The sequence below is a fragment of the Henriciella barbarensis genome, assembly GCF_003576345.1.
GTDB lineage: Bacteria > Pseudomonadota > Alphaproteobacteria > Caulobacterales > Hyphomonadaceae > Henriciella > Henriciella barbarensis.
Genome location: NZ_QWGB01000005.1, coordinates 1,183,794 through 1,207,085, shown reverse-complemented (window position 1 = coordinate 1,207,085; position 23,292 = coordinate 1,183,794). Strand labels below are relative to the sequence as shown.

25 protein-coding genes are annotated in these 23,292 nt (G+C 59.7%); 14 read left to right on the top strand and 11 right to left on the bottom strand.

The annotated features are described in order from the left end of the window. The first annotated feature begins 31 nt into the window (after positions 1-31). From D1224_RS08960 to D1224_RS08940, 5 genes are read left to right on the top strand one after another with little or no spacing between them, the layout of a single operon-like run. Positions 32-841 carry an inositol monophosphatase family protein gene (locus D1224_RS08960; RefSeq protein WP_119379539.1) on the top strand — a complete coding sequence of 270 codons (810 nt, stop codon included), beginning with the start codon at positions 32-34 and terminating at the stop codon, positions 839-841. Positions 842-893: 52 nt separating this feature from the next. Next, positions 894-3,719, top strand: a complete 2,826-nt coding sequence (locus D1224_RS08955) for a [protein-PII] uridylyltransferase (RefSeq protein WP_119379538.1) — start codon at positions 894-896, stop codon at positions 3,717-3,719. A 31-nt stretch (positions 3,720-3,750) separates the two neighbouring features. After that, positions 3,751-5,304 carry a murein biosynthesis integral membrane protein MurJ gene (murJ, locus tag D1224_RS08950; protein WP_119379537.1) on the top strand — a complete coding sequence of 518 codons (1,554 nt, stop codon included), beginning with the start codon at positions 3,751-3,753 and terminating at the stop codon, positions 5,302-5,304. A 23-nt stretch (positions 5,305-5,327) separates the two neighbouring features. Next, the gene (gene trpS / locus D1224_RS08945) at positions 5,328-6,368 is read left to right on the top strand and encodes a tryptophan--tRNA ligase (protein ID WP_119379536.1); all 1,041 of its coding nucleotides are present in this window, start codon (positions 5,328-5,330) and stop codon (positions 6,366-6,368) included. A 44-nt stretch (positions 6,369-6,412) separates the two neighbouring features. Beyond that, positions 6,413-6,865 (top strand): copper chaperone PCu(A)C, encoded by a 453-nt coding sequence (locus D1224_RS08940; RefSeq protein WP_119379535.1) that lies wholly within the window; start codon positions 6,413-6,415, stop codon positions 6,863-6,865. Positions 6,866-6,895: 30 nt separating this feature from the next. Here the strand turns inward: D1224_RS08940 and D1224_RS08935 are convergent, their stop codons facing one another. Both D1224_RS08935 and D1224_RS08930 read right to left on the bottom strand, forming a co-directional pair. Further along, positions 6,896-8,128, bottom strand: coding sequence for a polyhydroxyalkanoate depolymerase (locus D1224_RS08935; RefSeq protein ID WP_119379534.1), 1,233 nt, complete (start codon positions 8,126-8,128; stop codon positions 6,896-6,898). A 66-nt stretch (positions 8,129-8,194) separates the two neighbouring features. After that, positions 8,195-8,833, bottom strand: a complete 639-nt coding sequence (locus D1224_RS08930; protein ID WP_119379951.1) for an SCO family protein — start codon at positions 8,831-8,833, stop codon at positions 8,195-8,197. A 92-nt stretch (positions 8,834-8,925) separates the two neighbouring features. On the opposite strand from D1224_RS08930, the gene D1224_RS08925 reads away from it, so the two are divergent. Further along, entirely contained in the window at positions 8,926-10,323 is a 1,398-nt protein-coding gene (locus D1224_RS08925) for an ActS/PrrB/RegB family redox-sensitive histidine kinase (protein ID WP_119379533.1), read from the top strand. A 2-nt stretch (positions 10,324-10,325) separates the two neighbouring features. After that, a complete protein-coding gene (locus D1224_RS08920) occupies positions 10,326-10,898 on the top strand; it encodes an ActR/PrrA/RegA family redox response regulator transcription factor (RefSeq protein WP_119379532.1) in 573 nt (190 codons plus the stop codon). A 46-nt stretch (positions 10,899-10,944) separates the two neighbouring features. Here the strand turns inward: D1224_RS08920 and nth are convergent, their stop codons facing one another. After that, entirely contained in the window at positions 10,945-11,664 is a 720-nt protein-coding gene (gene nth, locus D1224_RS08915) for an endonuclease III (RefSeq protein ID WP_119379950.1), read from the bottom strand. 81 nt (positions 11,665-11,745) lie between these two features. On the opposite strand from nth, the gene D1224_RS08910 reads away from it, so the two are divergent. Then, positions 11,746-12,231 carry a DUF2244 domain-containing protein gene (locus D1224_RS08910; protein ID WP_182482221.1) on the top strand — a complete coding sequence of 162 codons (486 nt, stop codon included), beginning with the start codon at positions 11,746-11,748 and terminating at the stop codon, positions 12,229-12,231. A 101-nt stretch (positions 12,232-12,332) separates the two neighbouring features. Beyond that, positions 12,333-13,664: a cytochrome P450 gene (locus tag D1224_RS08905; RefSeq protein ID WP_119379530.1), complete on the top strand. Its 1,332-nt coding sequence runs from the start codon at positions 12,333-12,335 to the stop codon at positions 13,662-13,664. Positions 13,665-13,749: 85 nt separating this feature from the next. On the opposite strand, the gene D1224_RS08900 is transcribed toward D1224_RS08905, so the two are convergent. From D1224_RS08900 to D1224_RS08890, 3 genes are all read right to left on the bottom strand, one after another. After that, complete coding sequence (locus D1224_RS08900; protein WP_119379529.1) at positions 13,750-14,520, bottom strand: SDR family NAD(P)-dependent oxidoreductase; 771 nt, start codon at positions 14,518-14,520, stop codon at positions 13,750-13,752. 59 nt (positions 14,521-14,579) lie between these two features. Then, positions 14,580-14,747, bottom strand: coding sequence for a YdcH family protein (locus D1224_RS08895; protein ID WP_119379528.1), 168 nt, complete (start codon positions 14,745-14,747; stop codon positions 14,580-14,582). 115 nt (positions 14,748-14,862) lie between these two features. Then, positions 14,863-15,564: a GGDEF domain-containing protein gene (locus tag D1224_RS08890; RefSeq protein ID WP_182482220.1), complete on the bottom strand. Its 702-nt coding sequence runs from the start codon at positions 15,562-15,564 to the stop codon at positions 14,863-14,865. 109 nt (positions 15,565-15,673) lie between these two features. Here D1224_RS08890 and purE point away from each other — a divergent pair, with 109 nt between their 5' ends. Both purE and D1224_RS08880 read left to right on the top strand, forming a co-directional pair. Next, positions 15,674-16,165: a 5-(carboxyamino)imidazole ribonucleotide mutase gene (purE, locus tag D1224_RS08885; RefSeq protein WP_119379948.1), complete on the top strand. Its 492-nt coding sequence runs from the start codon at positions 15,674-15,676 to the stop codon at positions 16,163-16,165. After that, positions 16,162-17,235, top strand: a complete 1,074-nt coding sequence (locus D1224_RS08880; RefSeq protein WP_119379527.1) for a 5-(carboxyamino)imidazole ribonucleotide synthase — start codon at positions 16,162-16,164, stop codon at positions 17,233-17,235. Before purE ends, D1224_RS08880 begins: the two co-directional genes overlap by 4 nt. Before the next feature lie 32 nt (positions 17,236-17,267). On the opposite strand, the gene D1224_RS08875 is transcribed toward D1224_RS08880, so the two are convergent. The 3 genes from D1224_RS08875 to D1224_RS08865 form a co-directional block, all read right to left on the bottom strand. Then, positions 17,268-17,723: a helix-turn-helix domain-containing protein gene (locus D1224_RS08875; protein ID WP_119379526.1), complete on the bottom strand. Its 456-nt coding sequence runs from the start codon at positions 17,721-17,723 to the stop codon at positions 17,268-17,270. A gap of 145 nt (positions 17,724-17,868) precedes the next feature. Further along, on the bottom strand, positions 17,869-18,807 hold the full coding sequence (locus D1224_RS08870; RefSeq protein WP_119379525.1) for a DUF481 domain-containing protein: 939 nt from the start codon (positions 18,805-18,807) through the stop codon (positions 17,869-17,871). Between the two features lie 41 nt (positions 18,808-18,848). Further along, positions 18,849-19,484, bottom strand: a complete 636-nt coding sequence (locus tag D1224_RS08865; RefSeq protein ID WP_119379524.1) for a COQ9 family protein — start codon at positions 19,482-19,484, stop codon at positions 18,849-18,851. 77 nt (positions 19,485-19,561) lie between these two features. On the opposite strand from D1224_RS08865, the gene rpsU reads away from it, so the two are divergent. Next, positions 19,562-19,819: a 30S ribosomal protein S21 gene (gene rpsU, locus D1224_RS08860; protein ID WP_051076837.1), complete on the top strand. Its 258-nt coding sequence runs from the start codon at positions 19,562-19,564 to the stop codon at positions 19,817-19,819. A 199-nt stretch (positions 19,820-20,018) separates the two neighbouring features. Here the strand turns inward: rpsU and D1224_RS08855 are convergent, their stop codons facing one another. Both D1224_RS08855 and D1224_RS08850 read right to left on the bottom strand, forming a co-directional pair. Next, positions 20,019-21,476 carry an ABC transporter permease gene (locus tag D1224_RS08855; RefSeq protein WP_119379523.1) on the bottom strand — a complete coding sequence of 486 codons (1,458 nt, stop codon included), beginning with the start codon at positions 21,474-21,476 and terminating at the stop codon, positions 20,019-20,021. Beyond that, the gene (locus D1224_RS08850) at positions 21,473-22,435 is read right to left on the bottom strand and encodes an ABC transporter ATP-binding protein (protein ID WP_119379522.1); all 963 of its coding nucleotides are present in this window, start codon (positions 22,433-22,435) and stop codon (positions 21,473-21,475) included. The genes D1224_RS08855 and D1224_RS08850 overlap by 4 nt, the downstream gene beginning before the upstream one ends. Positions 22,436-22,537: 102 nt before the next feature. Here D1224_RS08850 and D1224_RS08845 point away from each other — a divergent pair, with 102 nt between their 5' ends. Both D1224_RS08845 and D1224_RS08840 read left to right on the top strand, forming a co-directional pair. Beyond that, entirely contained in the window at positions 22,538-22,792 is a 255-nt protein-coding gene (locus tag D1224_RS08845; protein WP_147372356.1) for a hypothetical protein, read from the top strand. 39 nt (positions 22,793-22,831) lie between these two features. Further along, positions 22,832-23,251 carry a GFA family protein gene (locus D1224_RS08840; RefSeq protein ID WP_233350464.1) on the top strand — a complete coding sequence of 140 codons (420 nt, stop codon included), beginning with the start codon at positions 22,832-22,834 and terminating at the stop codon, positions 23,249-23,251. The last annotated feature ends 41 nt before the right edge of the window (positions 23,252-23,292 follow it).

The window sequence follows — 23,292 nt, the reverse complement described above, 5'->3', positions numbered from 1 at the left end:
CTTCCTGTCTCGCGCGCCATAAGCGCGAGACATGACCCTCCCTGCATCGCAGTCTGACCTTGTAGACCTCGCCTGCCGGCTCGCGAACGCGGCCTGGCACGCGATTGCGCCGCATTTCCGCGCTGGCATCGACGCCGAGAACAAGGCGGGCGGCGCAGCGTATGACCCCGTCACCATTGCAGATCGCGCAGGCGAGGAGGCAATCCGCGCCATCCTCGCAATAGAGCGCCCGAATGATGGCATCGATGGGGAAGAATTTGGCAAGCTTGAAGGAAGCTCCGGCTGGACCTGGCTGCTCGACCCGATCGACGGCACGCGGGCCTTTTTGGCAGGCCTGCCGGTCTGGACAACGCTGATTGCACTCGCCGATCCTGACGGTAACCCTGTCATTGGCCTGATAGACCAGCCGGTACTCGGCGAACGCTATATCGGCGCTCCAGGCGAAGCCTGGCTGGAAACGTCAAAAGGCCGTACGCCGTTGCGCGTTTCATCCTGCAACGACCTGCGACAGGCGATCATCGCCACAACCGACCCCTTCATCATGAACCCAGCCGAACAGGGCGCTTGGACGCATATTCGGCATACCGCGCGCATCTGCCGCTATGGTCTAGACGCCTACGCCTATGGGCGTCTGGCAGCCGGTAGCATCGATTTGGTGTGCGAGACAGGCCTCCAGCCTCATGATGTCGCAGCGCTTATCCCTGTAGTGCGAGGGGCAGGCGGCATTGCGCGGGACTGGCGTGGGCGCGAGGCCAAGCAGGGGCCCCAGATTGTCTGCGCTGCGTCAGAAGCCGTGTTCGAACAGGCTTTCCTGTCTCTGAGGCGCTCGGCGGGCGACTAACCGATTGCAGCAAAGCTGGCCACTTGCCCGACTTCTGCGCTAGGTAGTGTGCATGAGCGAACAGAGTGAATCCCTCGTCCACCGCAAGCTGCCGACACGTCGCTGGCCCAGCAAGTGGAACATATCCAACATCATTGATGGGCGCGCGCTCCGCGTGAAGCTCACCTCGGACTTCCTCGACAATCTCTCCGATGAGGCAAAGGCACGCAAACAGGTGCTGGACCATCTGCATGGCGCCCTCTTCCGCGGCCGGATGATCGCGCAGGAACGCCTGCAGCAGGGCGCAGGCGGCCTCGATACGGCACGACTTCTTTCTGCCGTCATGGATGAGACGCTTCATGCGCTCTACGACTACATTACCGTGCATGTTCACAGGGCCCGCAACCCCACAGAGGGTGAACGCCTCGCCGTGTTCGCGACCGGCGGTTATGGCCGCAATGTTCTCGCGCCGTCGAGCGATGTCGATCTACTCTTCATCCGGCCTTACAAAGCCTCTGCCCACGCAGAGAGCGTCATCGAATATATGCTCTATGCCCTCTGGGATGTCGGTATAAAAGTTGGTCACGCCTTCCGCACGCCAGAAGAGTGTATCCGGCTTTCAAAGCAGGATGTAACCATCAAGACGTCGCTGCTGGACGCGCGATTTCTTTTCGGCGACGAGGCACTTGCCGCAGAAACAAAAGCGAAGTTTCGTAATGAAGCGGTTGAAGGTCATGACGCCCAATTCATTGCCGACAAGCTGGCCGAACGAAATGGACGTCACGCCAAACAGGGCAATACGCGATACGTCGTCGAACCAAATGTGAAAGAGGGAAAAGGCGGGCTTCGCGACCTGCAGACCCTCTACTGGATTACAAAGCATTTGTATGACGGCGTCTCGCTTGAGGACGTCATGAAGTCGGGTCCCTTCACCAAGCACGAATACAGCGTCTTTATCCGCGCAGCGCGCTTCTTCTGGACGGTCCGCTGCCACCTTCACTATCTGACAGGTCGCGCCGAAGAACGCTTGAGCTTTGACCTTCAGCCCGAGATTGCCTCTCGCATGGGCTACCGCGACCGATCCGGTCAGCTCGGCGTCGAGCGCTTCATGAAGCACTACTTCCTGGTCGCAAAGGATGTCGGCAATCTGACCCGCATCATCGCCGCCAAACTCGAAGCCGACCAGATCAAGAAACCTGAAGGCTGGCGCCGTTTCATCCGCACCGGCACGCCCAAGCCCATGGCACATGAAGGCTTCGTCCTCGATGGCGAACGCGTGAGCGTTACAGGTGAGGAAGTCTTCAAGAAGGCACCTGAAAACCTAATCCGCCTGTTCCAGCTGGCCGATGAGACAGAACACGACATACACCCGGATGCGATGACGATTGCGTCCAGGAATGCCCGGATCATCAATTCGCGCACACGCTCAAAACCGGAAATGAGCAAGATCTTCATCGACCTTCTCGTCGACGGCAAGAATCCGGGGCTTGCGCTTCACCGTATGAACGAAGCTGATGTGCTTGGTCGCTTCATTCCCGAGTTCGGCGGCATCGTCGCCCAGACACAGTTCAACATGTATCACCACTTCACGGTGGATGAGCACACGATCCGCGCCGTCGACTATATGGCACAGATAGACCGGGAAGGCGGAGAAGGCTTCGAACTGCCACACCGCCTATTCCAGAAGATCGATAACAAGCACACCCTCTATCTTGCCATGCTGTTGCACGACACTGGCAAAGGCCATGGCGACCAGCAGATCGAGGGCACGAAAACAGCGACAGCTGCGGGTAAACGCCTCGGCCTTTCGGACGCGGAAACCGATCTCGTCGCCTGGCTGGTTGGCCACCATCTCGAAATGAGCGAGACCGCCCAGAAGCGCGACATTGCTGACCCGCAGACCATTGTGCGCTTTGCGTCCATGGTCGGCTCGATCGAGCGCCTGCGCCTTCTCTATATCCTCACCATTGCTGACATCAGGGCTGTCGGGCCGGGCATCTGGAATGCCTGGAAAGGCCAGCTTCTGGAAGACCTTTACCAGAATACGGAAGCAGCGCTGCGAGGCGGACGGACGGATGCCATCAGCGTTTCACGCGAGCTTGAAGGCCGCGCCGCGCTCAACCGTGAAGAGCTTACAGAACGTGTCGGCGCAATCCCTGAAGTGATGACCGACATGGACCCGGCCTACTGGACGGGCTTTGACCTTGACGCGCTTGAACAGCATGCGCGCACGATCCGCGCCGGCGACCCGCCCATCGTCTCGGCGCATGTCCGCGAAGATGGCGGCGGTGTATCACTTCTGGTCGCAGGACAGGACAGGCTCGGCCTCTTCTCCCGCCTTGCCGGGACGATCGCGTCGCAAAGCGCCAATGTCGTCTCCGCGCAGGTTTTCACGGCACCATCCGGCTTTATCGTCGACGTCTTCATTCTCCAGGACGGCAAGGGCGGCATCTTTGCAGCTGGCGATGAAGGCCGGCTGCGGCGCCTTGAAAGCGAGGTTCGCCGTGCCTTCGCGACGAATGAACCCGTCGCCGATATTCCGGCCAAGTCTTTCCGGCGCGAAGCTGCATTCAAGGTCATTCCGCAGGTCAAGATCGATGACACCTTGTCGGACGGCTACACCGTAATCGACGTGGCAGGCCGCGACAGGCCAGGCCTCCTGCACGATGTTGCGCGCCTCCTGGCGGACGAGAACATCTCCATCCATTCTGCCCATGTTGGCAGCTATGGTGAGCGTGTGTTCGACGCCTTCTATGTGCAGCTTCCCGACAGCTATACCGACATCAAGCTCGCTGCGCTAAAGGAGAAACTGCTGGAAGTGCTGCAACGCGAAGAGCCAGATGCCCCGCGTACGCCTGCGCGCAGCCTGAAGCAGGCAAATGCCGCCGACAGCTTCTGATTGTTAACCTTGGCCCTTTAGCGCACCCAGCATGAGTGTCCTTCGCAACACGTTGACCCAGTCGAGCTGGACGTTCGGCAGCCGCATACTTGGCTTCGCCCGCGATCTGGTGATCCTCGCCAAGCTGGGCGCAGGCCCAGTAGCTGACGCCTTCTTCACCGCTCTGATGTTCCCTAACCTGTTCAGGCGCGTCTTTGCCGAAGGAGCATTTGCGCAGGCCTTTGTCCCGGCTTACGCCCGCACCATGGAAGCTGAGGGCGAAGAAGCGGCCCGCAAGCTTGCAGAAGAGACGTTGAGGGGTCTTCTCGCTGTCACCGTGGGCCTCGTCATCATCGCGCAAATCGCCATGCCCTGGATCATGCTTCTGCTACATGGCGGCTACCGCAATGATCCGGTCCACTTTCCGCTGGCGATCCTGCTGACGCAGATCACCATGCCTTACCTGGCTTTCATGGCGCTCGCGGCGCTTCTGTCGGGTGTTTTAAATTCGGCTGGACGGTTCGGCATGTCGGCCGGGGCGCCGACGCTGTTGAACATCTGCATGCTCGGCGCAGCCTTTATTGGGTCTGACAATTACGACGTCTCGAAATCACTTGCCGTCGCCGTCACTGTGGCAGGCGCGCTTCAGGTGGCGCTGCTCTGGTATGGTGTCTCCCGTCAGAAGGTGCGCCTTCGCATCGGTTTTCCGAAGATCACGCCCCGGGTGAAGCGGGTCGCAGCGCTGGCCATACCAGGCACGATTGCTGCCTCCGGCATGCAGATCAATATCGTCGTCAGCCAGGCGCTTGCGAGTTTTGAGGCAGGCGCAAAGTCCTGGCTCTATTCGGCAGACCGGCTTTACCAGTTGCCACTCGGGCTTGTCGGTGTCGCTGTTGGCCTCGCCATTCTACCACGTCTCGCGCGCGCAGCCCGTGCTAGCGATGAAGCCGACAGCCGCGGCACCATGGACAATGGAATCGGCCTTGCCATGGCGTTGACCGTCCCGGCGGCCGCTGCGCTCATGGCTGCGCCGTTCCTGTTCGTCGACAGCTTTTTCACGCGCGGCGACTTTACCAGCGACGACGCTGCGCTCACGGCTCAGGCGCTCTTCCATTTTGGTTGGGGCGTCCCTGCCTTTGTGCTGATCAAGGTGCTCGCGCCGGGCTTCTTCGCGCGCGAAGACACGCGTACACCGATGAACTTCTCGCTGATCTCTGTGGTCGTGAATACGGTGCTGGGCGCTGGCCTCTTCTTCTTCCTGAAGTCGCAAGGCGTTTACGGCTTTCCCGGTCTTGCTATCGCGACCAGTACAGCCGCATGGATAAACGTCATCCTGCTCTTCGCGACCCTCAAGCGCCGCGACTGGTACAATCCAGGGCCAGAGCTTCTCAAACGTCTCGTCTCAGTCATGCTTGCCTCATCAGCACTGGGCGCGCTGCTCTGGTACCTTGCCGGCATCAGCGGCCAGATTTCCGAATATGCGCTCGATTCCAAGTTCGTTGGCGCGATCGTGATCGCCCTCGTGGGCGCTGCGGCGTATCTGGTTTTTGCATTCATCTTTGGCGCTATTCGTCTCAGTGACATGAAGGGGGCTTTGCGCCGCTAGAGCCTTGCGCTATTGGCGGCGCCATGAGCGAGCAAGACACCCCGACCTATGCCGGGCCCAAACGGGTCTTTTCCGGCATTCAGCCCACCGGCAATCTCCACCTTGGAAATTACCTCGGTGCCCTGAAGAAATTCACCACACTTCAGAATGATGGCTGGGACTGCGTCTTCTGTGTCGTCGACCTGCATGCGATCACGATGCCTTTCGACCAGTCGCAGCTCGCTAATCAGACCAGGCAGATCGCTGCCGCCATGATGGCAAGCGGCGTCGACCCGGAAAAGTCAGTCCTCTTTGCCCAGTCATCGGTGCGCGTGCACACGGAGCTGACCTGGATCTTCGACAGCGTCGCCCGCATGGGCTGGCTGGAGAAAATGATCCAGTTCAAGGAAAAGTCAGGCAAGGACGCAGAGCGCTCGTCGGTCGGCCTGTTCAACTATCCTGTGCTGCAAGCCGCCGACATCCTGGCCTACAAGGCAACGCATGTGCCTGTCGGCGAAGACCAGCGCCAGCACCTGGAGCTTTCGCGCGATATTGCTGATCGCTTCAACCGTGAATACGGCGCGCCGGACTTCTTCCCACTGCCCGAAGCCCTGACCGAAGGGCCCGGCGCCCGCATCATGAGCCTGAAAGACGGCACCAAGAAGATGTCGAAATCCGATCCTGCGGAGAATTCGCGCATCAACCTGATCGACGACGCCGACACGATCTCTCGCAAGATCAAGAAATCGAAGACCGATACGCTCGGCGACATGCCGACCGATATCGACGGCCTAGAGGGCCGGCCAGAAGTTGCAAATCTCGTCGGCATCTATGGCGCGCTCGCAAATATGACCGACGAACAGGTGCTGGCTGAGTATGGCGGCAAGGGGTTTGGCACATTCAAGCCTGCGCTCGCCGATCTTGCCGTTGATCATCTGGCGCCCATCACCTCGCGGATGCGGGAGCTGATGGACAATCCAGACGAAATCGATGCCGCCCTTCGCAGCGGCGCCGAGCGGGCTGACGCCATTGCTGAGCCAGTGATGGAAGAGGTTCGGCGTATCATTGGTTTCTGGCGGCCCTAGGCATTCACCCCACTCAAGTTTTCCCTCTTGTGAAAGACATCTCAATGAAACGTCTCTCTGCCCTGCTCATCGCGCCTGCTTTCATCGCAGCTTGCGGCGGTCCTGCTGAAACTGATGGCCCCGTTCTGTCCTATGAGGACGCTTTCATCATGGCGCCCATCGCCGGACGGGACGTGACCATGGGCGGGATCGAGATTGCCGTGGAGGGCGGCAGTGTCACGCTAACGGGCGCCATCTCCGATATTGCCGGCACTGTCGAAATGCACACGATGGAGATGAATGACGGCACCATGCAGATGCGCCCTGTCGAAACCTTCGAAATCGCTGACGGTGAGACGCTAACGCTGGAGCGCGGCGGCAGCCACCTCATGTTCTTCGGCCTGGTTGAAGACCTCTCCGCCGGTGAAACAGCGAACATCTCTTTCAGCTTTGAAACCGAAACTGGCGAAACGATTACACTGGAAGCAGAAGCGGAGCTTCGCGCCCAGGGCGAGTAGGCCCGACCCGGCCGGGCGCGCAGGTGAAAGCTAGCGCGCCTTGGTCACATGCTGCTGGAACTTGATTACCCGCGGCACGATCTGCTGACGAAATTTGGAGCCGTTGAACACGCCGTAATGGCCAACACCAGGCTGCACATAGTCTTCCTTCAGTGCGCCAGGAATACTGGTACAGAGGTCGTGCGCGGCCTGTGTCTGGCCGATGCCAGAAATATCGTCCAGCTCACCTTCGACCGTCATCAGGCCGACAGATGAGATCGCCTCAGGCTTGACGAGGCGCTGGTCGCGGTAGCGGTACTCACCTTTGGCCAACAGGGCTTTCTGGAAAACCCGCTCAATCGTCTGGATGTAAAACTCTTCGGTCAGGTCCAGCACCGACAGATATTCGTCATAGAATGCCTGGTGCTTTTCAGCGCCGTCTTCATCACCTTCGATAAGGTGCTCGAAGAAACGATGCTGCGCATCGACGTGCCGGTCCCAGTTCATATGCATGAAAGAGCTAAGCTGGATAAAACCCGGATAGACCCGGCGGCCCGCCCCTGCCCATGGCAGCGGCACAGTATGGATCATCTTGGAGCGGAACCAGTCGAGGCTGCGCTCTTCCGCCAGAACATTCGGGACGGTCGGTGAGCGGCGGGCATCGATTGGCGAGCCCATGAAGGTCATGGTCGCAGGCAATGCGTCGGAGCCGTCTTCTGCCATCATTGAGATCGCAGCCAGCACAGGCGGGCCAGGCTGGCAGACCGCCAGCACATGCGCTCCCGCACCCAGGAAACCAAGCATGTCCTGAATGTGGTCGATATAATCGTCGAGATCGAAGCGGCCGAACCAGATCGGCGCCATCCGGGCATCCGTCCAGTCGGTGATGTAGACATTATGGGTCGGCAGGAAGGCTTCGACCGTTCCGCGCAGCAGCGTCGCATAATGCCCAGAAAGTGGCGCAACGATGATCAGGTCCGGCCGGTTTTCCGGTGCTCCTGCCGTCTCGAAATGAACAAGCTGGCACCAGGGCGATGACCATGCCGTGACCGGCATGACGGCATGGGACCTGCCATCGATTTCGGTTGAATCAATCTGCCACTCCGGCTTGCCATAATAGCGGGTCGCGCGCTCGAACACGTTGGCCGCCGCCGCAATGGCACGGCCTGCGTCGGTATCGCGCGCCGGGTTCATCGAAGAACTCCAGAAGGATGCGGTTGCCTTGGCCTGCAAGCGCAGCGGCGCCATGGCCGCGCGGTTCATTTCAACAAGAGCGTAGAGCAAAGCGTTACCTTCCGTATGCTGCAGCGCAACATAGGCGGGCCGGCGAGCTTTGGCAATCAGCCAGTGCTAGCCGAAGATTGTCTCAAGGCACGTGGCCATCTCTTCCGGATTGGTAATCGTCTCCGAGAAGAAAGTTTTGAGCTTCCAGTCCGGGCCCATCACATAGATGAGCGATGTGTGGTCCATGGTGTATTCGGCCACGCTTTCCGGCGTTTCGACACGAGAGAAAGCCGCGCTGAACTCATTCGCAACCGCTTCGATTTCTTCCGGTGTGCCTGTCAGACCCACAAGTCCGTCCGGGAATGCATTGCTCTGGACATAGTCTGCGAGAGCCTCTGGCGTATCGCGCTCGGGGTCGACGCTGATCAGCAGCGTTTGCGGGCGCTCCATCTCTTCTGGCAGGCGGCTATAGGCGTTATTGATCGCGACCAGCGTGCCAGGGCAGACATCAGGACAATAGGTAAAGCCGAAATAGATAAGGGATGGTTTGCCCATGAAATCTTCTTGGGTCACCCGCTCACCGGTGTGCATAGTCAGTTCGAAAGGACCGCCAATCTCTTCATAGGCGCGCGAGGTACACCCCGCGACCGGCCCGCCTGACCTCGCCGTCTCGCCAGGCGATGCAGTCTCACTCGCCTCGTTCGCGCCGCTGCACGCTGCCGCGAGAAGGAAAGATGCTAAGAGAATTGTCGATCTGATGCGCATGCGGCTACGTATGCTTTGGACAGGCGCTTCGATCAAGACGGCGTTGCGCCGCTACAGTGTCGCATCTCGCGGCACAGCCGAAAGGGGCAAGGATGGATGACGCCCATGCGTCTCGCGAAGGAATAGAGCAGGCCCTGTACAGCCTGCTGCCAACCGGGCTTGCCGGCGTGGATGCTGCGCGTGGACGGGCTCGCCTTCGCACGCTGACGACTCTGCGCTGGCTCGCCGTGGGGGGCCAGACGGCTGCCGTGCTCTTCGTCAATTTTGTTCTGGGCTTCGACGTGTCGCTTGGCCCTTGTCTGACCGTTATTGCAGCGTCGGCGTGGCTCAACGTTTTTCTATCCTTCGCCATGCGGGACCAGGTCCTACTGAAGGGATGGGAAGCCGCGCTACAGCTCTGTTTCGATACTGTGCAGCTGGCGCTCCTGCTTGGTTTGACGGGCGGACTGTCAAACCCCTTCCTTCTCTTCCTGCTTGCGCCCGTTACAGTTGCCGCAAGCAGCCTTCGCCCGCGCTATTCAGCGCTCATCGCCGCGTTGGCGATTGCGCTCGCGGCCATGATGCCAGTCTTTGCGCTCGATCTGCCCTGGTATCCGGGAAGCAGTCTCAACCTTCCCGCCCTTTTCGAATGGGGCCATTTCGCCGCCTTCCTGCTCGCTATCGTTTTCTTTGCCGTGTCTTCCGTCCGCCTCAGTGAGGACGAGGCTCGGCTTGTGCGCGCAATGGATGCCGCTTCTGTTGTCATGGCACGCGAACAGAAACTCTCAGCGCTTGGCGCAATGGCCGCGATGACCGCCCATGAGCTCGGCACCCCGCTCGCGACAATTCACCTTGTCGCGAAAGAGCTTGCCGGCGACCTGCAACCTGACGATCCTCACCACGACGATGTACGCCTGATCGCAGAGCAGGCCGACCGCTGCCGCGATATCCTGCGCCAGCTTAGCCGTTCACGTGAGGCAGAGGACATCGTCCACGCCAATATGCCACTTTCCAGCCTGGTCGAAGAAGCTGCCGCACCTTTCAGGGGGCTCGGTGTCACGCTTAATGTGACCTGGTCAGCTGGAGAGAATGGCGAACCGCGCATCCCCACGATCCGTCGAAGCCCTGAAGTCCTGCATGCCCTTGGGGCTTTCGTTGAAAACGCGGTCAGCTTTGCAGATAGCCACGTCAAGGCCGCCGCCAGCTGGACTGACAAGCAATTCATGGTGACGGTGAGCGATGATGGGCCGGGTTTCGCCCCCGATGTAATGCCGAAGCTGGGAGAGCCCTACGTTTCACAGCGCGGAGAAGCGCATCTGCATGGCGGCGACATGGGGCTCGGTTTCTTCATTGCAAAGACACTGATCGAAAGAACAGGCGGGCGAATTGCGACGCGTAATCGCACCCCCCCGCGTAAAGGCGCAATTGTACAGGCTGTCTGGCCGCGAGGCGCACTGGAAAGCTTGGAATCCGAACGAATGCAAATAATTGGTCCCACAGTGGAGACATGATCATGGACTATAACGTTACCGTCAAAATTCATGAGGCCCTCAAGGATGTTGAGGATCGCACTTGCCTGATACTTGATGATGACGGCCCATTTCTACAGCGGCTCGCGCGCGCACTGACGCAGCGTGGCTTTCTCGTGTCGGCGGTCTCAAGTGCCAGTGAAGCCAAGGACATCGCCCGGATGAACCCGCCCGCTTTCGCTGTGCTGGATCTTCGTCTTGAGGACGGATCAGGTCTCGACGTCGTCGAAACACTGCAGCAATACCGTCCGGATGCCCGCGCGGTGATCCTCACCGGCTATGGCGCGATCGCGACCGCTGTTGCCGCGGTCAAGGCCGGCGCCGCTGACTATCTCGCCAAGCCCGCAGAAGTCGAAGACATCATTCGCGCGCTCGTCAATAAGGGCGACAGCCTGCCGGAGCCGCCTGAGAATCCGATGTCGGCAGACCGCGTCCGCTGGGAGCATATCCAGCGCGTCTATGAGCTCTGTAACCACAATGTCTCGGAAACGGCCCGCCGCCTGAACATGCACCGCCGCACCCTGCAGCGCATCCTGGCAAAACGCGCCCCGCGTTAAATCAGCTAGTTTTACGTATGCGGCTTCATCTCCCAACTTAGGGCCTTTACCCCTTCGGCCCCAGATCGGACTCCTTCCGCCCGGGATCAGGCGTCTTGTCCTTGAACTTGCAGATGTCGCTGATCGTGCACAGCCAGCATTTCGGCTTTCGCGCCACGCAAACGTAACGCCCGTGCAGGATCAGCCAGTGATGGGCGCCCTTCTTGAACTCATCGGGAGTCACCCGCTCCAGCTGGTCCTCGACGTCATCCGGAGTCTTTCCCGGCGCGAGGCCGGTGCGGTTGGACACACGGAAGATGTGCGTGTCGACTGCGATGGTTGGCTGTCCGAAAGCCTCATTCAGCACCACGTTGGCCGTCTTGCGCCCGACGCCGGGCAGCCTCGTCAGCTCCTCGCGCGTCTGCGGTACCTCGCCGCCAAACTCCTCGATCAGAAGCTCACAAAGCGCGATCACATTCTTCGCCTTGTTGCGCCAGAGGCCGATCGTCTTGATGTGATCGGCGACGCCCTCTTCGCCAAGCGCCAGCATCGCCTCAGGCGTATCGGCGACCTCGAACAGCTTTTTCGTCGCCTTGTTCACGCCGACATCGGTTGCCTGCGCTGACAAGGCCACGGCCACAACAAGCGTGAAGGGATTGTGATAGTTGAGCTCTGTTTCAGGCGCGGGCCTGTCTTCAGCGAGCGCCGCATAAAGCTGCGCGGTCTTCTCTGGTCCTAGCGTCGGTGAGCGGCGCTTTCTGCGTGTTTTCGTCGGGGTCTTTGCCATAGGCGGTGGTGTAAATGCCGCGGCGCTGCGATCAAGCGACAACTTGCCAACATGTGCCGCAACTATATTTTCCGGTGCGCCATGAATGAGAGCCAATCCACTGTCTATTTCGACGCGACACTGACGCCGCATACGGCGCTCAGCCCTCGGGCCTTCCTGGTCGTCATGGGCCTTGTCGGGCTTATGAGCTTTGTCGGCGGCATGATGTTCCTGGCCATGGGCGCGGTGCCTGTCATTGCCTGGTTCGGCCTCGATGCGCTGGCCATCTGGCTCGCCTTCCGGGCCAGCTTCCACAAGCTGCGCCAGGAAACCCGCATCGAAGTGACGGCCGAGCGGATCGCCTTGTCTCACACCGCCCCTGGTAAAGATCCGCGCCGCGTCGAGCTGCCAACTGGTTTTGCCCGCCTTTCTCTCGATTTCCCGGAACGCAAGCCAAGCGAACTGAAGCTTGCCCATGGCCAGCAGGCCTATGTCATTGGCCGTTTCCTGACGCCGGGCGAAAGAAAATCCCTGCACAGCGCCCTGAAATCCGCCATCGAAAAAGCCCGCGCCGAACGTTACGCGTAAAAAAATGACGCCTGCGTCATGGTTTTTTCATTCTCTTTGTGTTACCTTCGGCGAGGTTCAAGAAAACTCACCGGAATACCGGGAGATCAGGAGGCAAGGACATGGCTGATACAGCAACGAAGATCCCCCACAATGTAGAGCGTCCTAAGACGACGGGCCGCGAAAAGCTGATGGAATTCCATCTCGACCGTGACGCTCCGATCCCGTCGCCTGAAGATGTCGACATGAAGACGTTCGACATCCTCGACCCGGAGCTCTGGCGCCGCGATGCTCATTGGGATTTCTTCAAGTGGATGCGCGACAATGATCCGGTCCACTACACGCCGGACAGCTTTGCCGGTCCGTACTGGTCCGTGACGCTGTATGACGATGTCCGCGACGTCGACATCGATCATAAGCGCTTCTCATCGTCATGGGAGTATGGCGGCATCACGCTCGGCGCGCCGTTCGATGATTTCGAACTGCCGATGTTCATCGCTATGGATGAGCCGCGCCACTCCGAACAGCGCAAGACCGTGCAGCCGGCCGTCGCGCCGAACATGCTCAAGGAATTCGAGCCGCTGATCCGTTCGCGGACTCAGGGCCTGCTGGATTCGCTGCCTGTGAATGAACCATTCGACTGGGTCGACACGGTCTCGATCGAGCTCACCACCATGATGCTCGCCACCCTGTTCGACTTTCCGTTCGAAGATCGCCGCAAGCTGACCCACTGGTCGGACGTTGCGACGAACCCGCACAATCCAGACATCTGCCCCGGCGGCCTCGACCAGTGGAAGCAGGAACTCATGGAATGCCTGACCACCTTCATGGGCATCTATCAGGACCGTCAGTCCAAGCCGGTCAAGAATGACCTGATGAGCCTTCTCGCTCATGGTGAGAAGACCAAGAACATGACGCCGATGGAGCTGCTCGGAAACGTGATCCTGCTCATCGTTGGCGGCAATGACACCACCCGCAACTCGATGACGGCCTCGGTCCACGCGCTCAACAAGTGGCCAGACCAGTTCGAGAAGCTGAAGGCTGACCCATCGCTGATTCCGAACATGGTTTCAGAAGTAATCCGCTGGCAGACGCCGCTTGCCTATATGCGCCGCACCGCACTCGAGGATGTCGAAATCCGTGGCAAAACCATCAAGAAAGGCGAGCAGGTCGCCATGTGGTATGTCTCGGCCAACCGCGATGGGCGGTTCTGGGACGAAGACCCTTATCGTCTGGTCATCGACCGCAAGCAGGCCCGTAACCACATCGCTTTCGGCTTCGGCATTCACCGTTGCGTTGGTAACCGCCTGGCAGAGCTTCAACTCCGCATTCTCTGGGAAGAGCTTCTGGAGCGCTTCGAGCATGTCGAAGTTCTGGAAGAACCAGAGCGCAATGCGCATTCCTTCGTAAAGGGTTACACCTGGATGCCGGTCATACTGCACCCGAAGAAGTAAGCCTTTACGCCCTCCCCGAACTGAAAGCCCCGCAGACCGTAAGGCCTGCGGGGCTTTTTTTCTCGTGGTATGCTGGGAAGCGCGTCTAGTCTTCAAAGTCGTCGATAACACCACTAAGGCGCGAGCGGCCGCCATCCATGACCAGCGTCTCGCCTGTGATGATCGCCGATTTAGGCGAAGAGAGATACAGCGCGGCCTCTGCAATCTCGTCGGCAAGACTGGCACGGCCAAGTGGGGTACGTTTGCGCAGTGAAGGGTCTTCACTCTCGGCACGGGGCCGCAGAGCGCAGATCGCGTTTACCCGAATACCTTTGGATGCCAGATCGACGGCGCCCGCCCTCACGACACCCAATATCGCATGCTGCATGACCGCATCGGCAAAATCTCCCTCGCTCACTTGCTGGGCAGAGAGCGAAAGCACGAATGTGACAGAGCCAAGCTGCTTCTTGCGGCCAAGCGTTTCACCCGCCTCATCCACGCGTTTGGCGACATGGCGTTCAAACATTTTCAGTATGAGGATGGAGGTACGAAGCGCCTTGGTGTGCGCCTTTTCGAAATCCGCCACATTCAGCTCAGTGAAAGCTGTCTTGGACGGAATCGGCGGAACAGCGACGATGTGATCGACCTGACCATAGGCTTCCAATGCGGCGGCCAGCGCATTCTTCACCCCAATTTGCGTATCGAGATCTTCCTGATGGACAATCGCTCTGTCGCGCAGGCTATCGGCGAACTTCTCGACCCGCTTCTGGCTCTGGTCGCAAGCGACAACGGCGTGGCCATCTTCAGCGAAGCGCCGGGCTACAGCCTCGCCAGTCATCTGGCCGAGTCCGAGAATAAGGGTAACTGGCTGGTCCATCTGGGCTCCTGATCCAGCAGGAAGCGCCCCACCGGATCAGGTAACGCCAGACTGCCAGATTAGTTCGGTTTAAGGTGGTGAAGCTCTTCCTTGATCTTGAGCTTCCGGCGTTTGAGATCGTGAAGCCGGGCTTCATCCGCGGCGGGTCTCTTCTGCTCCTGCTCAATCTCCTCATCAAGACGCTGATGGCGGCTAGAGAGTTCGGAGATACGTCCTTGTAGTGACATGTATCATGCTCCTTTCTTGCTGATGAGAAAACTGTGCTTTTGAGGTCACAGTAAATCACATCAGAAAAGGGCGGTCACGTGGATTCGACGAAAAATCGTCGGCATGAAGAGGATTTCATTTTGGCGTCTGGCGGCGCTCGGTTTTTGAGCGGTACATCGCCTCATCTGCTGCTGCGATAAGGGCGTCAGCACTCATCCGGCCATCCCACTGGACGATCCCGCAGGACGCCCCAAGCGACACCGGCTCCCCTGTTCTCCCGTCCGGGGCAGTGATGACCATATCGCTGATCAGCTTGGTAAGCTCAGCGGTTTTTGCCTCTCCGTCGCTACGCAGCGCATGAGACAGGATCACGCCAAACTCATCGCCGCCGAGCCTGCCGACGATATCTGTTTCGCGGATGTTGGAGTTTATGAGATTGCAGACCGACTTCAGCGCCTTGTCGCCCGTCGCATGGCCGAAGCGGTCATTGACCAGCTTGAAGCGGTCAAGATCGATATAGAGAAGACAAAGCGAGCTTCCGTGTCGGCGTGACAGCGCCATTTCCCGGGATATCTCACGCACGAAGGCGCGGCGATTGAAGACCGGACAGAGCGCGTCGCGATCAGCAAGCGCCTCGGAGAATGACAGGGCACGGTGGAGGCGCGCCTCCTGCCCCCGGAGGTACAAGACCTCTTCAGCCAGCGCGCGCAGCCCTGCGTCCACTTTTAGGTCGCCGGAAGTCAAAGGCAGGTCCAGCGCTTCCAGCATTTTTTCCGCTGGCGTTGCCGCACGTCTGATCTTGCCGCCTTGGGCAAGTTGCTCACCTGATCTGTCCATCCGCCAATTATAGGATGTAACGCGCCTTGCGGCCAGCAGAACAGCACGTCTTGACGCATGAGGGCCGACCTCTATGTTCTGCCGCTTCCTGAAAGAGGGGCGCCAGACAATGAGTGCATCCCAAGCGATCGTCGGCGTAATCATGGGCAGCCAGTCAGACTGGCCTGTCATGAAGCTTGCCTGCCAAACGCTCGAGCAATTGGGCGTCGCCCACGAGGCCCGTATCGTCTCTGCGCACCGCACGCCTGACCGGCTTTCTGAATATGCAAAGTCTGCCAGGGGCCGCGGCTTGCAGGTCATCATTGCGGGCGCAGGCGGCGCGGCTCATCTGCCCGGCATGACCGCTGCAATGACGCCACTTCCCGTGCTGGGTGTCCCGGTCAAATCACGCGCCTTGAAAGGCATGGATAGCCTTCTCTCCATTGTCCAGATGCCAAAAGGCGTTCCTGTGGGTACGCTGGCGATTGGCGAAGCGGGCGCCGTCAATGCCGCTCTTCTCGCGGCGTCCATCATTGCACTGAATGATAGCGACGTTGCTGCCAGGCTCGACGCCTATCGCAAGGCACAGACCGACAGTGTCGGCGAGGCGCCAGAGGAATGAGCCCGCTTCCAGCTGGATCAGTGATCGGCATCCTTGGCGGCGGCCAGCTCGGCCGCATGCTGGCGGGCGCCGCCGCCCAGCTTGGCTTTGACGTAAATATTTTCTGCCCGGGCGACAGCCCGCCCGCCGCACGCGTCGCTGCCGGCCACTGGGACGCCGAGTATGACGATGAAACTGCGCTCAGCGACTTCGCCGAGAATTGCGATGTCATCACTTACGAGTTCGAGAACATCCCTGTCGCTTCGGTCGCAAACCTCGTTTCCAAAGGCGTGATTGTTCGGCCCGGCGTCAAATCGCTTGAAGTCTCTCAAGATCGACTGGCCGAAAAACAGTTCCTCAACGCCATCGGTATCGAAACGGGCGCCTTTGAACCGGTCGATAGTGTCGAACAGCTGGAAACTGCACTTGAAACGCTCGGCGGGGAGGGCCTTCTGAAGACACGCCGCGATGGCTATGACGGCAAAGGTCAGGTTCGCGCGAAACCCGGCGACGATCTTGAAGCAGCCTATAAAGAGATCGGGCAAGCGCCTGCCATTCTTGAAGCGCTTGTCCCGTTCGAGCGAGAAATCTCCGTCGTTATTGCGCGCGCCTCTGATGGGTCGATGACGGCATTCGAGCCCAGCAAGAACGATCATGGGAATGGAATTCTAAAGCGGTCGACCGTGCCTTGCGGCCTGCCGAATGACGTCGTAGCCCGCGCCCGTAAACTGGCCGAAACACTTGCGACAGAAACGGGCCACATCGGCGTCCTCGCGCTGGAGCTTTTCGTTCTGGAAGACGGCACCCTGCTCGCCAATGAAATGGCACCGCGCGTCCACAATTCCGGTCACTGGACCCCGGAAGCCTGCGCCATCGGCCAGTTCGAACAGCACATTCGCGCCGTTGCTGACTGGCCCCTCGCCCCCGTGACCCGTCACTTCGATGCGGAAATGGAAAACCTGCTCGGCGAAGAAGCCCTCGCCCCTCCTGAATCCTATCCGGACGGCACCGTGCTGACCCTCTACGGCAAACGAGACCCCAAGCCCGGCCGCAAGATGGGCCATATTGTCAGACGGACGGGGCGCGTTTAGCAGCCCCTCGCGCCGGTTCGGAACGGCTTTCCCTAAACCCGACCCCGCTGTCTCTCATAGTGGCCGGCAAGCGCCACGATCAGGACGGCGAGGGCATGTCCCGCCAGACCGACAGTCCACCACATCGCCGGGACGACCATGACAAACAGGTTTTGCTGGGTGACCCCGATGGCAAGGAAGATCAGCATGCCAAGTCCCCAGCTTCCCAGGTGGATCCAGAAGGAAAGCTTGAGCGCTGCCAGTCCTTCTGCGTGGGTTCGCACCGCCGCCTCCGCAGCTTCGGACTTCGCATCCACCGTCAGTGTCATGGCATCAACGTTGAAAGCAGCCGCAAGCGCCTTGATCGACTCACCAGAGGCCTGCTCGCCTTTCTCGATGCGCTGGACAGTCCGAAGACCAATCCCGGCAAGTTCAGCCAGGTGCTCCTGCGACCAGTGACGCTCCTCGCGCCAGCGCTTTATTTTCTCGGCATCGGCTCTGAACTGCATTATGTTCTCCCCTACGGTTCCATGTGATTAAGCTGAACCGCAATAAAGCCAAATCAGGTCCCGCCAGGCCACGCCACCGGGCCGCCAGCGACCCGCCAGAGACATGCCAGCGCGACGCCATTCAGAAGACAGGCGCTGCCGCGGCCTAGTATTTGTACTTCACATTGAACCGCAGGATCCTGTCGAGGCTTTCGCTTTTCAGGGGTGGATTGGACTCATAGCGCACATCATAGGAAAGCCCCGCCTGTACATGGTCTGAGACATCCGTATTCATGCGCAGCGTTGGGTGTACCGTAGAGGTCGGCCCCGAGAAGTTGACCTTCGTATCAAGCTCCAGCGTCCAGTCTTCATCAATGAGCCAGTCAAACTCAGCCGCGCCATAAACACCAATGGACCCGGCCGTGCCATCCTTCTTGGCGATATCAAGGAATCGATAGCCCGGACCGAACTCACTGCGCAGCGTCATGGCCGCGCCCTGTATCAGGTACGCGCCCGCCCCGACGCCCGCAAATGCATCTGTCTTGAACCCGGCAAAGTCATCACGCGCGAACGATCCGCGCACGTAGCCGAAATACGCATCGGTCCAGAGCGTATCAAGCTGGTAGGATGCGCCCCAATTGTTCTGGCTGTCGATCCCATTGGCCTCAGCCATGTTCGCATAGGTTTCCAGCCGGTGGATCTGCGAGCGGCGCTTCAGGTTGAGCTTTCCCTGCAGCCCGAGGAACAGCGTATCGGAATTACCCTTGGTCTCCGCTGCGCTCAGTGAGATTTCACCGTTACGATCTTCCCAGAAATCTACCCGCTCGAACCTTGCCGGCTGCGGGGCCGGTACCACGACCGGCTGGATCCGCAGCGGCTCAACCGGCAGCTTCAGGTCCTCCACAATCGCATCAATCTCCTCGGCATGTTGAGGATAAGCTATCTTCGCAGAACGCGTCACCGCATCCAGCTGAACCGGGTCCTGCGTATTCATCGCCGCCGATATCATGCGGTGAACAGCACGCGGCAGTTCTTCAGCTTCGGAGCTGACAATTGCGGGGGCGGCGCCGCCTGCGATTTCGGGCGCGAGGAAAAGGTCGAACATGCCTTCGATCCATTGGTCTGATTGGGACGTTTCGGGCCGTCTTACCCGTCGTCTCCCCGCCCGCGCAACCTGTCCAGCAGCTCAAGACCCGGCTTTGCGATCTTTGAACCCCACTTGCCAAAGGTCATCGCATTCTCCAGCCGCTTCGCGATAAACGCGTCGAGGTCCGCCTCGTCGGGTTCATTCTGCCAGTAAAGCACGATTGGCGGCAGCACCGCTGACAGGAGGCCGCGCTTGGTCTCGCGGTTATAGTCCGTCGCCGTATCGCCCGCCGCCGTCCAGATTGCATCAGCGGTCTTCCACGTCCGCTGGGCTGCATCTGACGTGTTCCAGGGCAGAAAGCCGCGCGCAGAGGCCCGCTTCACGGCCTCGCGGTGCGGCTCCAGCGCGCCGAGCCAGGCCTTTATACCCGCTGCCACTTTCTCATGTGTCCGCAGCGCGGAAGTGTCTTGTTCGTCCAGCGCCGCCAGCATGCCCTCTTCGGCCCGGCCGAAGAAGCGCTCGATCAGATCGCTGATCCCATTCGGTGCCGCAAGTGCAGCTTCGTCGGAACCTATTCCCGCCTCGCGCATTGACACTTCAGCGGCTTGATCCGTCCAGCCCATGTCAGCGACATGCGGCAGCAGCGCATCCAGCCATTTATCCTGTAGTCGTATCGACGGGCGTTGTGCTGTCATTGCTGGCTCCGGGAGTAGGCAAGCTCAAAAATTGGTGTTATAGGCGCGCCTTCACAAGTATCTGATCACGCCAGACTATGTCTCAGTTGGCTCTACCGGCTGGGAAAACAAATGGAGATTTGAACATCGTACAGATCGTCGTCCGCGACAACAATGTCGAACAAGCCCTTCGCGCACTGAAGAAGAAGATGCAGCGTGAGGGCCTTTTCCGGGAAATGAAATCCCGCACGCATTTCGAAAAGCCTTCCGAAAAGAAGGCCCGCCAGAAAGCAGAAGCTGTGCGCCGCGCTCGCAAACTTGCTCGTAAGCGCGCCCAGCGCGAGGGTCTGGCCTAGAACCAGACCGCCATCTGGTGTGAAATCAGCCCCTTCGGCCCTGGCCGGAGGGGCTTTTTCATGTCTGACAACTGCGCGGCCGCCAGAACGCAGCGCGAAGGACCTCGCCCTTCGACAGGCTCGGGGTGAGGTCATCTGAAAAGAAGCATCAAACGGAACCTCATTCTGAGCCTGTCGAAGAATGAAGCGGCAAGGAGCCTTAAGCCTTCGACTTCTTCCCCGGCACCAGCTTGCCGAACCATTTGCCGACATCGCCGACACCCGCGCCATGTACCGCCCCCGCGCGATAGACACGCGAGGCCAGCCACAGCACCAGAAGCGAGGCGGCAATCATCAGAACGAGCAGGCCAGCTATCTCCCACAGCGGCAGCACGGTCGGAATGCGCAGGATGAGCAGGAAGGGCGTAAAGACCGGCACCCAGCTCATCACAGCAATCAACGGTGATTCAGGGTCCGAGATCGCAACCGTTATCATGAACATCGGCACCATCAGCATCACGATCAGCGGCGTCATCAGCGTCTGGGCTTCCTGGATCGTGTCGCAGAGCGAGCCGAGCGCGAGGAAGATGGCGCCATACATCAGATAGCCGAGCACGAAGCTGAGCAGTGCCGGCAGCAGAAGCTGGAAATCCCCAACAGAGCCAAGCACCGTGAAGATTGGCCCGCGAATACCCGGGTCGATCATGTCCCCGAGCGCCGTTGCTAGGATCGTTGTACCAAGGGCCCAGACCCCCATCAGCGTCAATGCCACTGCCAGAACGGCGAGCAGCTTGCCCGCCAGCATGTGAGGCAGCTTTACCGAAGTCAGCAGGCTGTCGAAAATCTTGTTCGACCGCTCCTCGATCGTGCCCATCAGAAGATAGTTCACAACAGAGAAGATCAGGAACCACAGCATGAAGGCCATAAGCACCGACGCATAGAAAGGCGCACGGTCCGCCATGGTCACTTGCGAGCCGCCTTCCGAAGAAGCCGGGCGGGCCCTTCGTTCGGTTACGGGTCGCGTTTCCTGACTTGCCCGGCTCAGAAGCGCCGGGTCAACGCCCGCACTCTCGAAGATGCGGCGCTCTGCCAGCGTCCGTTCCGCAGCTTTTGCCCGCCGCAGAAGCGTGTCAGCTGTGACGTTCTCGCTCCAGTATTCAATCTCGCCATCGCCATCAGGCACGAAGATCGCGGCAAAGAGCGGCAGCGGCCCTTCGGGTGTATCGACCAGTTGGTCGCCCAACAGGTAGGGCGTAATCGCGTCCTGCGTGGTGGCGGGCGCCGGGACCTGCACGAACCCTGCTTGCGGCAACTCGAAAGCGGGTGCCCCCGCCCGGTCCAGCGCCTCTTCAATAGATGCGCCGCTTTGGAGCGTCTCATCGAAGGTAACCAGCGCCTCATTGGGTTCCGCGCCCCCCATCACGCTGGCTGGATCGAGCGACAGTCTCGCCATCTCGACACGGTTTTCGTTCAGTTCGGCATCGAGAACGGTAGAGAACGTATCCCCGCTCTCGATGACGGCATAATAGCGCGTCGGTTGCGAATTCTCAGCCCAGGTGGGGGCCATGATTGCAACAGCCAGCAATAGCGGCGTCAGCAGAAGACCGAGCCAGAAGCCCCAGGCCTGCACATAACCAAGATAGTCGCGCCGGGCGACGAGATAGATGGAACGGATCATGCGACTTTCCTCGCAGTATCGGCGGCTAGCGACTGGCGAAGGTCTTCAGCTTCAGCTTCGGACACCAGCGACACAAAGACATCGCGCAGCCGCGCTTCTTCCGGCCTGAAACTCGTAATCGGTGCGCCCGCATCAATGGCCGCGCGAAGGGCGTCCTGTGCGTCAACACCGGCCGGCAGCCTCACACGCCAGACATCACCGCTGCGTTCATTAATCTCAAAACCCTTTGGCTTCAGCGCCGCATCAAGGTCGAACCCGGCAGACACGCCGATCAGCACGGCGCGGCCAAGCGCCCCAAACGCCTCATCCAGTGTGCCATCGAACACCTTTCGTCCGCGTGCCATCATCACAATGGAGTCGCAGAGGCGCTCGGCATGCTCCATCACATGCGTAGAGAACAGGATCGTCGCGCCGCGTTTGTGCTCCTCGATAATCATGTCTTCCAGCCCTTGCTGGTTGACCGGGTCGAGGCCCGAAAACGGCTCATCCAGGATAAGGAAGTCAGGCTGATGGGCCAGCGACGACAGGATCTGGACCTTCTGCGACATGCCCTTTGACAGCTTGGACACGCGCGCACGCGCAAACTCGCCAAGGCCCATACGCTCCAGCAACTCGTCAGCACGCTTGCGACTCTCGCCCGCACTCATGCCTTTCAATCGGGCGAAATAGGAAATGGTCGCCCGCGCCGTCATCTTTTTGTAGAGGCCGCGCTCCTCTGGAAGGAAGCCGACATGGCGCAGGCTTTCAATGTTCGGCGACGCGCCAAACAGATTCACCTTCCCCTCATCGGGGCTCAGTACGCCGAGCGCCATGCGCAGGCTGGTCGACTTGCCCGCCCCGTTTGGACCAAGAAAGCCGACAATGCTGCCCTTGGGCACACTCATGGTCAGATCGCGGACCGCCGTGAAACTGCCAAAGCGTTTCGTCACGGCGTCCAGTTCGAGTGGCGCAGGCCCCATAATCCCTCCGGGAAGGCTAAAACTTCTCGACTATCGATAAACCAAACCGTGCTTTCCTGGCTAGCCCTTGCCAAGACTTAAAACAGCGCGCAGGCTCAACCCATGAAGCCTCGTATGGGTCAGGGATTGGGACGTGCAACAACGCCTCACAGCGCTGACACCGATATGGGCGAGACCCATATAATCGGCGCAACCAGCATCGACCGAGACGAGGAACTTCAGCGCGTCGAAGCTGCGTTGAAGCGTCTTGAGCGCGGGCAATTCGGGCATTGTCTCTATTGCGGTGATCGTATCGACCTCGAACGATTACAACATGACCCGGCAGTAGAAAGCTGCGACATGTGCGAAGAAGACTAGTCTCGTGGTCTCAGCGCCCTTCAGCCAGGATAGAAAATCATGACAGCCAACTGCCTCTGCGGTGCAGTTCACATCACCATCGCCGCCAAGCCGGACTTTATTTTCGATTGTAATTGCAGCCTTTGCCGCAAGACCGGCGCTGCCTGGGGTTACTTCAAACCAGAATCCGTCAGCGCAAAAGGCGAGACTATCGGCTATGCACGCAGCGACAAGGCACTCGCTGCCGTGGACGTCCACTCCTGCACGGCCTGCGGGGCAACCACGCACTGGGTCCGCACAGACGAGTTCAGGAACCAGCATCAGGTCAATGACATGGTCGGCGTCAATATGCGCCTCTTTGACCCCGACCAGCTGGACGGTGTCCCTGTCCAGTTTCCCGACGGCAAGAATTGGATGGGCGAAGGTGCGTTCGATTTCAGGCGTGAAGGCCTCACCATTGGCGTGGACGCACGCTGGTAAGTCTTCGACTGTCCGGCCTCTTCAACAAACCATTCAGGGAA

Bases quoted from the DNA above. Each gene is read 5' to 3' on its own strand.
- D1224_RS08960 (WP_119379539.1), top strand. From the start codon at position 32: ATGACCCTCCCTGCATCGCAGTCTGACCTTGTAGACCTCGCCTGCCGG.
- D1224_RS08955 (WP_119379538.1), top strand. From the start codon at position 894: ATGAGCGAACAGAGTGAATCCCTCGTCCACCGCAAGCTGCCGACACGT.
- murJ (WP_119379537.1), top strand. From the start codon at position 3,751: ATGAGTGTCCTTCGCAACACGTTGACCCAGTCGAGCTGGACGTTCGGC.
- trpS (WP_119379536.1), top strand. From the start codon at position 5,328: ATGAGCGAGCAAGACACCCCGACCTATGCCGGGCCCAAACGGGTCTTT.
- D1224_RS08940 (WP_119379535.1), top strand. From the start codon at position 6,413: ATGAAACGTCTCTCTGCCCTGCTCATCGCGCCTGCTTTCATCGCAGCT.
- D1224_RS08930 (WP_119379951.1), bottom strand. From the start codon at position 8,833: ATGCGCATCAGATCGACAATTCTCTTAGCATCTTTCCTTCTCGCGGCA.
- D1224_RS08925 (WP_119379533.1), top strand. From the start codon at position 8,926: ATGGATGACGCCCATGCGTCTCGCGAAGGAATAGAGCAGGCCCTGTAC.
- D1224_RS08920 (WP_119379532.1), top strand. From the start codon at position 10,326: ATGGACTATAACGTTACCGTCAAAATTCATGAGGCCCTCAAGGATGTT.
- nth (WP_119379950.1), bottom strand. From the start codon at position 11,664: ATGGCAAAGACCCCGACGAAAACACGCAGAAAGCGCCGCTCACCGACG.
- D1224_RS08910 (WP_182482221.1), top strand. From the start codon at position 11,746: ATGAATGAGAGCCAATCCACTGTCTATTTCGACGCGACACTGACGCCG.
- D1224_RS08905 (WP_119379530.1), top strand. From the start codon at position 12,333: ATGGCTGATACAGCAACGAAGATCCCCCACAATGTAGAGCGTCCTAAG.
- D1224_RS08900 (WP_119379529.1), bottom strand. From the start codon at position 14,520: ATGGACCAGCCAGTTACCCTTATTCTCGGACTCGGCCAGATGACTGGC.
- D1224_RS08895 (WP_119379528.1), bottom strand. From the start codon at position 14,747: ATGTCACTACAAGGACGTATCTCCGAACTCTCTAGCCGCCATCAGCGT.
- D1224_RS08890 (WP_182482220.1), bottom strand. From the start codon at position 15,564: ATGGACAGATCAGGTGAGCAACTTGCCCAAGGCGGCAAGATCAGACGT.
- purE (WP_119379948.1), top strand. From the start codon at position 15,674: ATGAGTGCATCCCAAGCGATCGTCGGCGTAATCATGGGCAGCCAGTCA.
- D1224_RS08880 (WP_119379527.1), top strand. From the start codon at position 16,162: ATGAGCCCGCTTCCAGCTGGATCAGTGATCGGCATCCTTGGCGGCGGC.
- D1224_RS08875 (WP_119379526.1), bottom strand. From the start codon at position 17,723: ATGCAGTTCAGAGCCGATGCCGAGAAAATAAAGCGCTGGCGCGAGGAG.
- D1224_RS08870 (WP_119379525.1), bottom strand. From the start codon at position 18,807: ATGTTCGACCTTTTCCTCGCGCCCGAAATCGCAGGCGGCGCCGCCCCC.
- D1224_RS08865 (WP_119379524.1), bottom strand. From the start codon at position 19,484: ATGACAGCACAACGCCCGTCGATACGACTACAGGATAAATGGCTGGAT.
- rpsU (WP_051076837.1), top strand. From the start codon at position 19,562: ATGTCTCAGTTGGCTCTACCGGCTGGGAAAACAAATGGAGATTTGAAC.
- D1224_RS08855 (WP_119379523.1), bottom strand. From the start codon at position 21,476: ATGATCCGTTCCATCTATCTCGTCGCCCGGCGCGACTATCTTGGTTAT.
- D1224_RS08850 (WP_119379522.1), bottom strand. From the start codon at position 22,435: ATGGGGCCTGCGCCACTCGAACTGGACGCCGTGACGAAACGCTTTGGC.
- D1224_RS08845 (WP_147372356.1), top strand. From the start codon at position 22,538: ATGAAGCCTCGTATGGGTCAGGGATTGGGACGTGCAACAACGCCTCAC.
- D1224_RS08840 (WP_233350464.1), top strand. From the start codon at position 22,832: ATGACAGCCAACTGCCTCTGCGGTGCAGTTCACATCACCATCGCCGCC.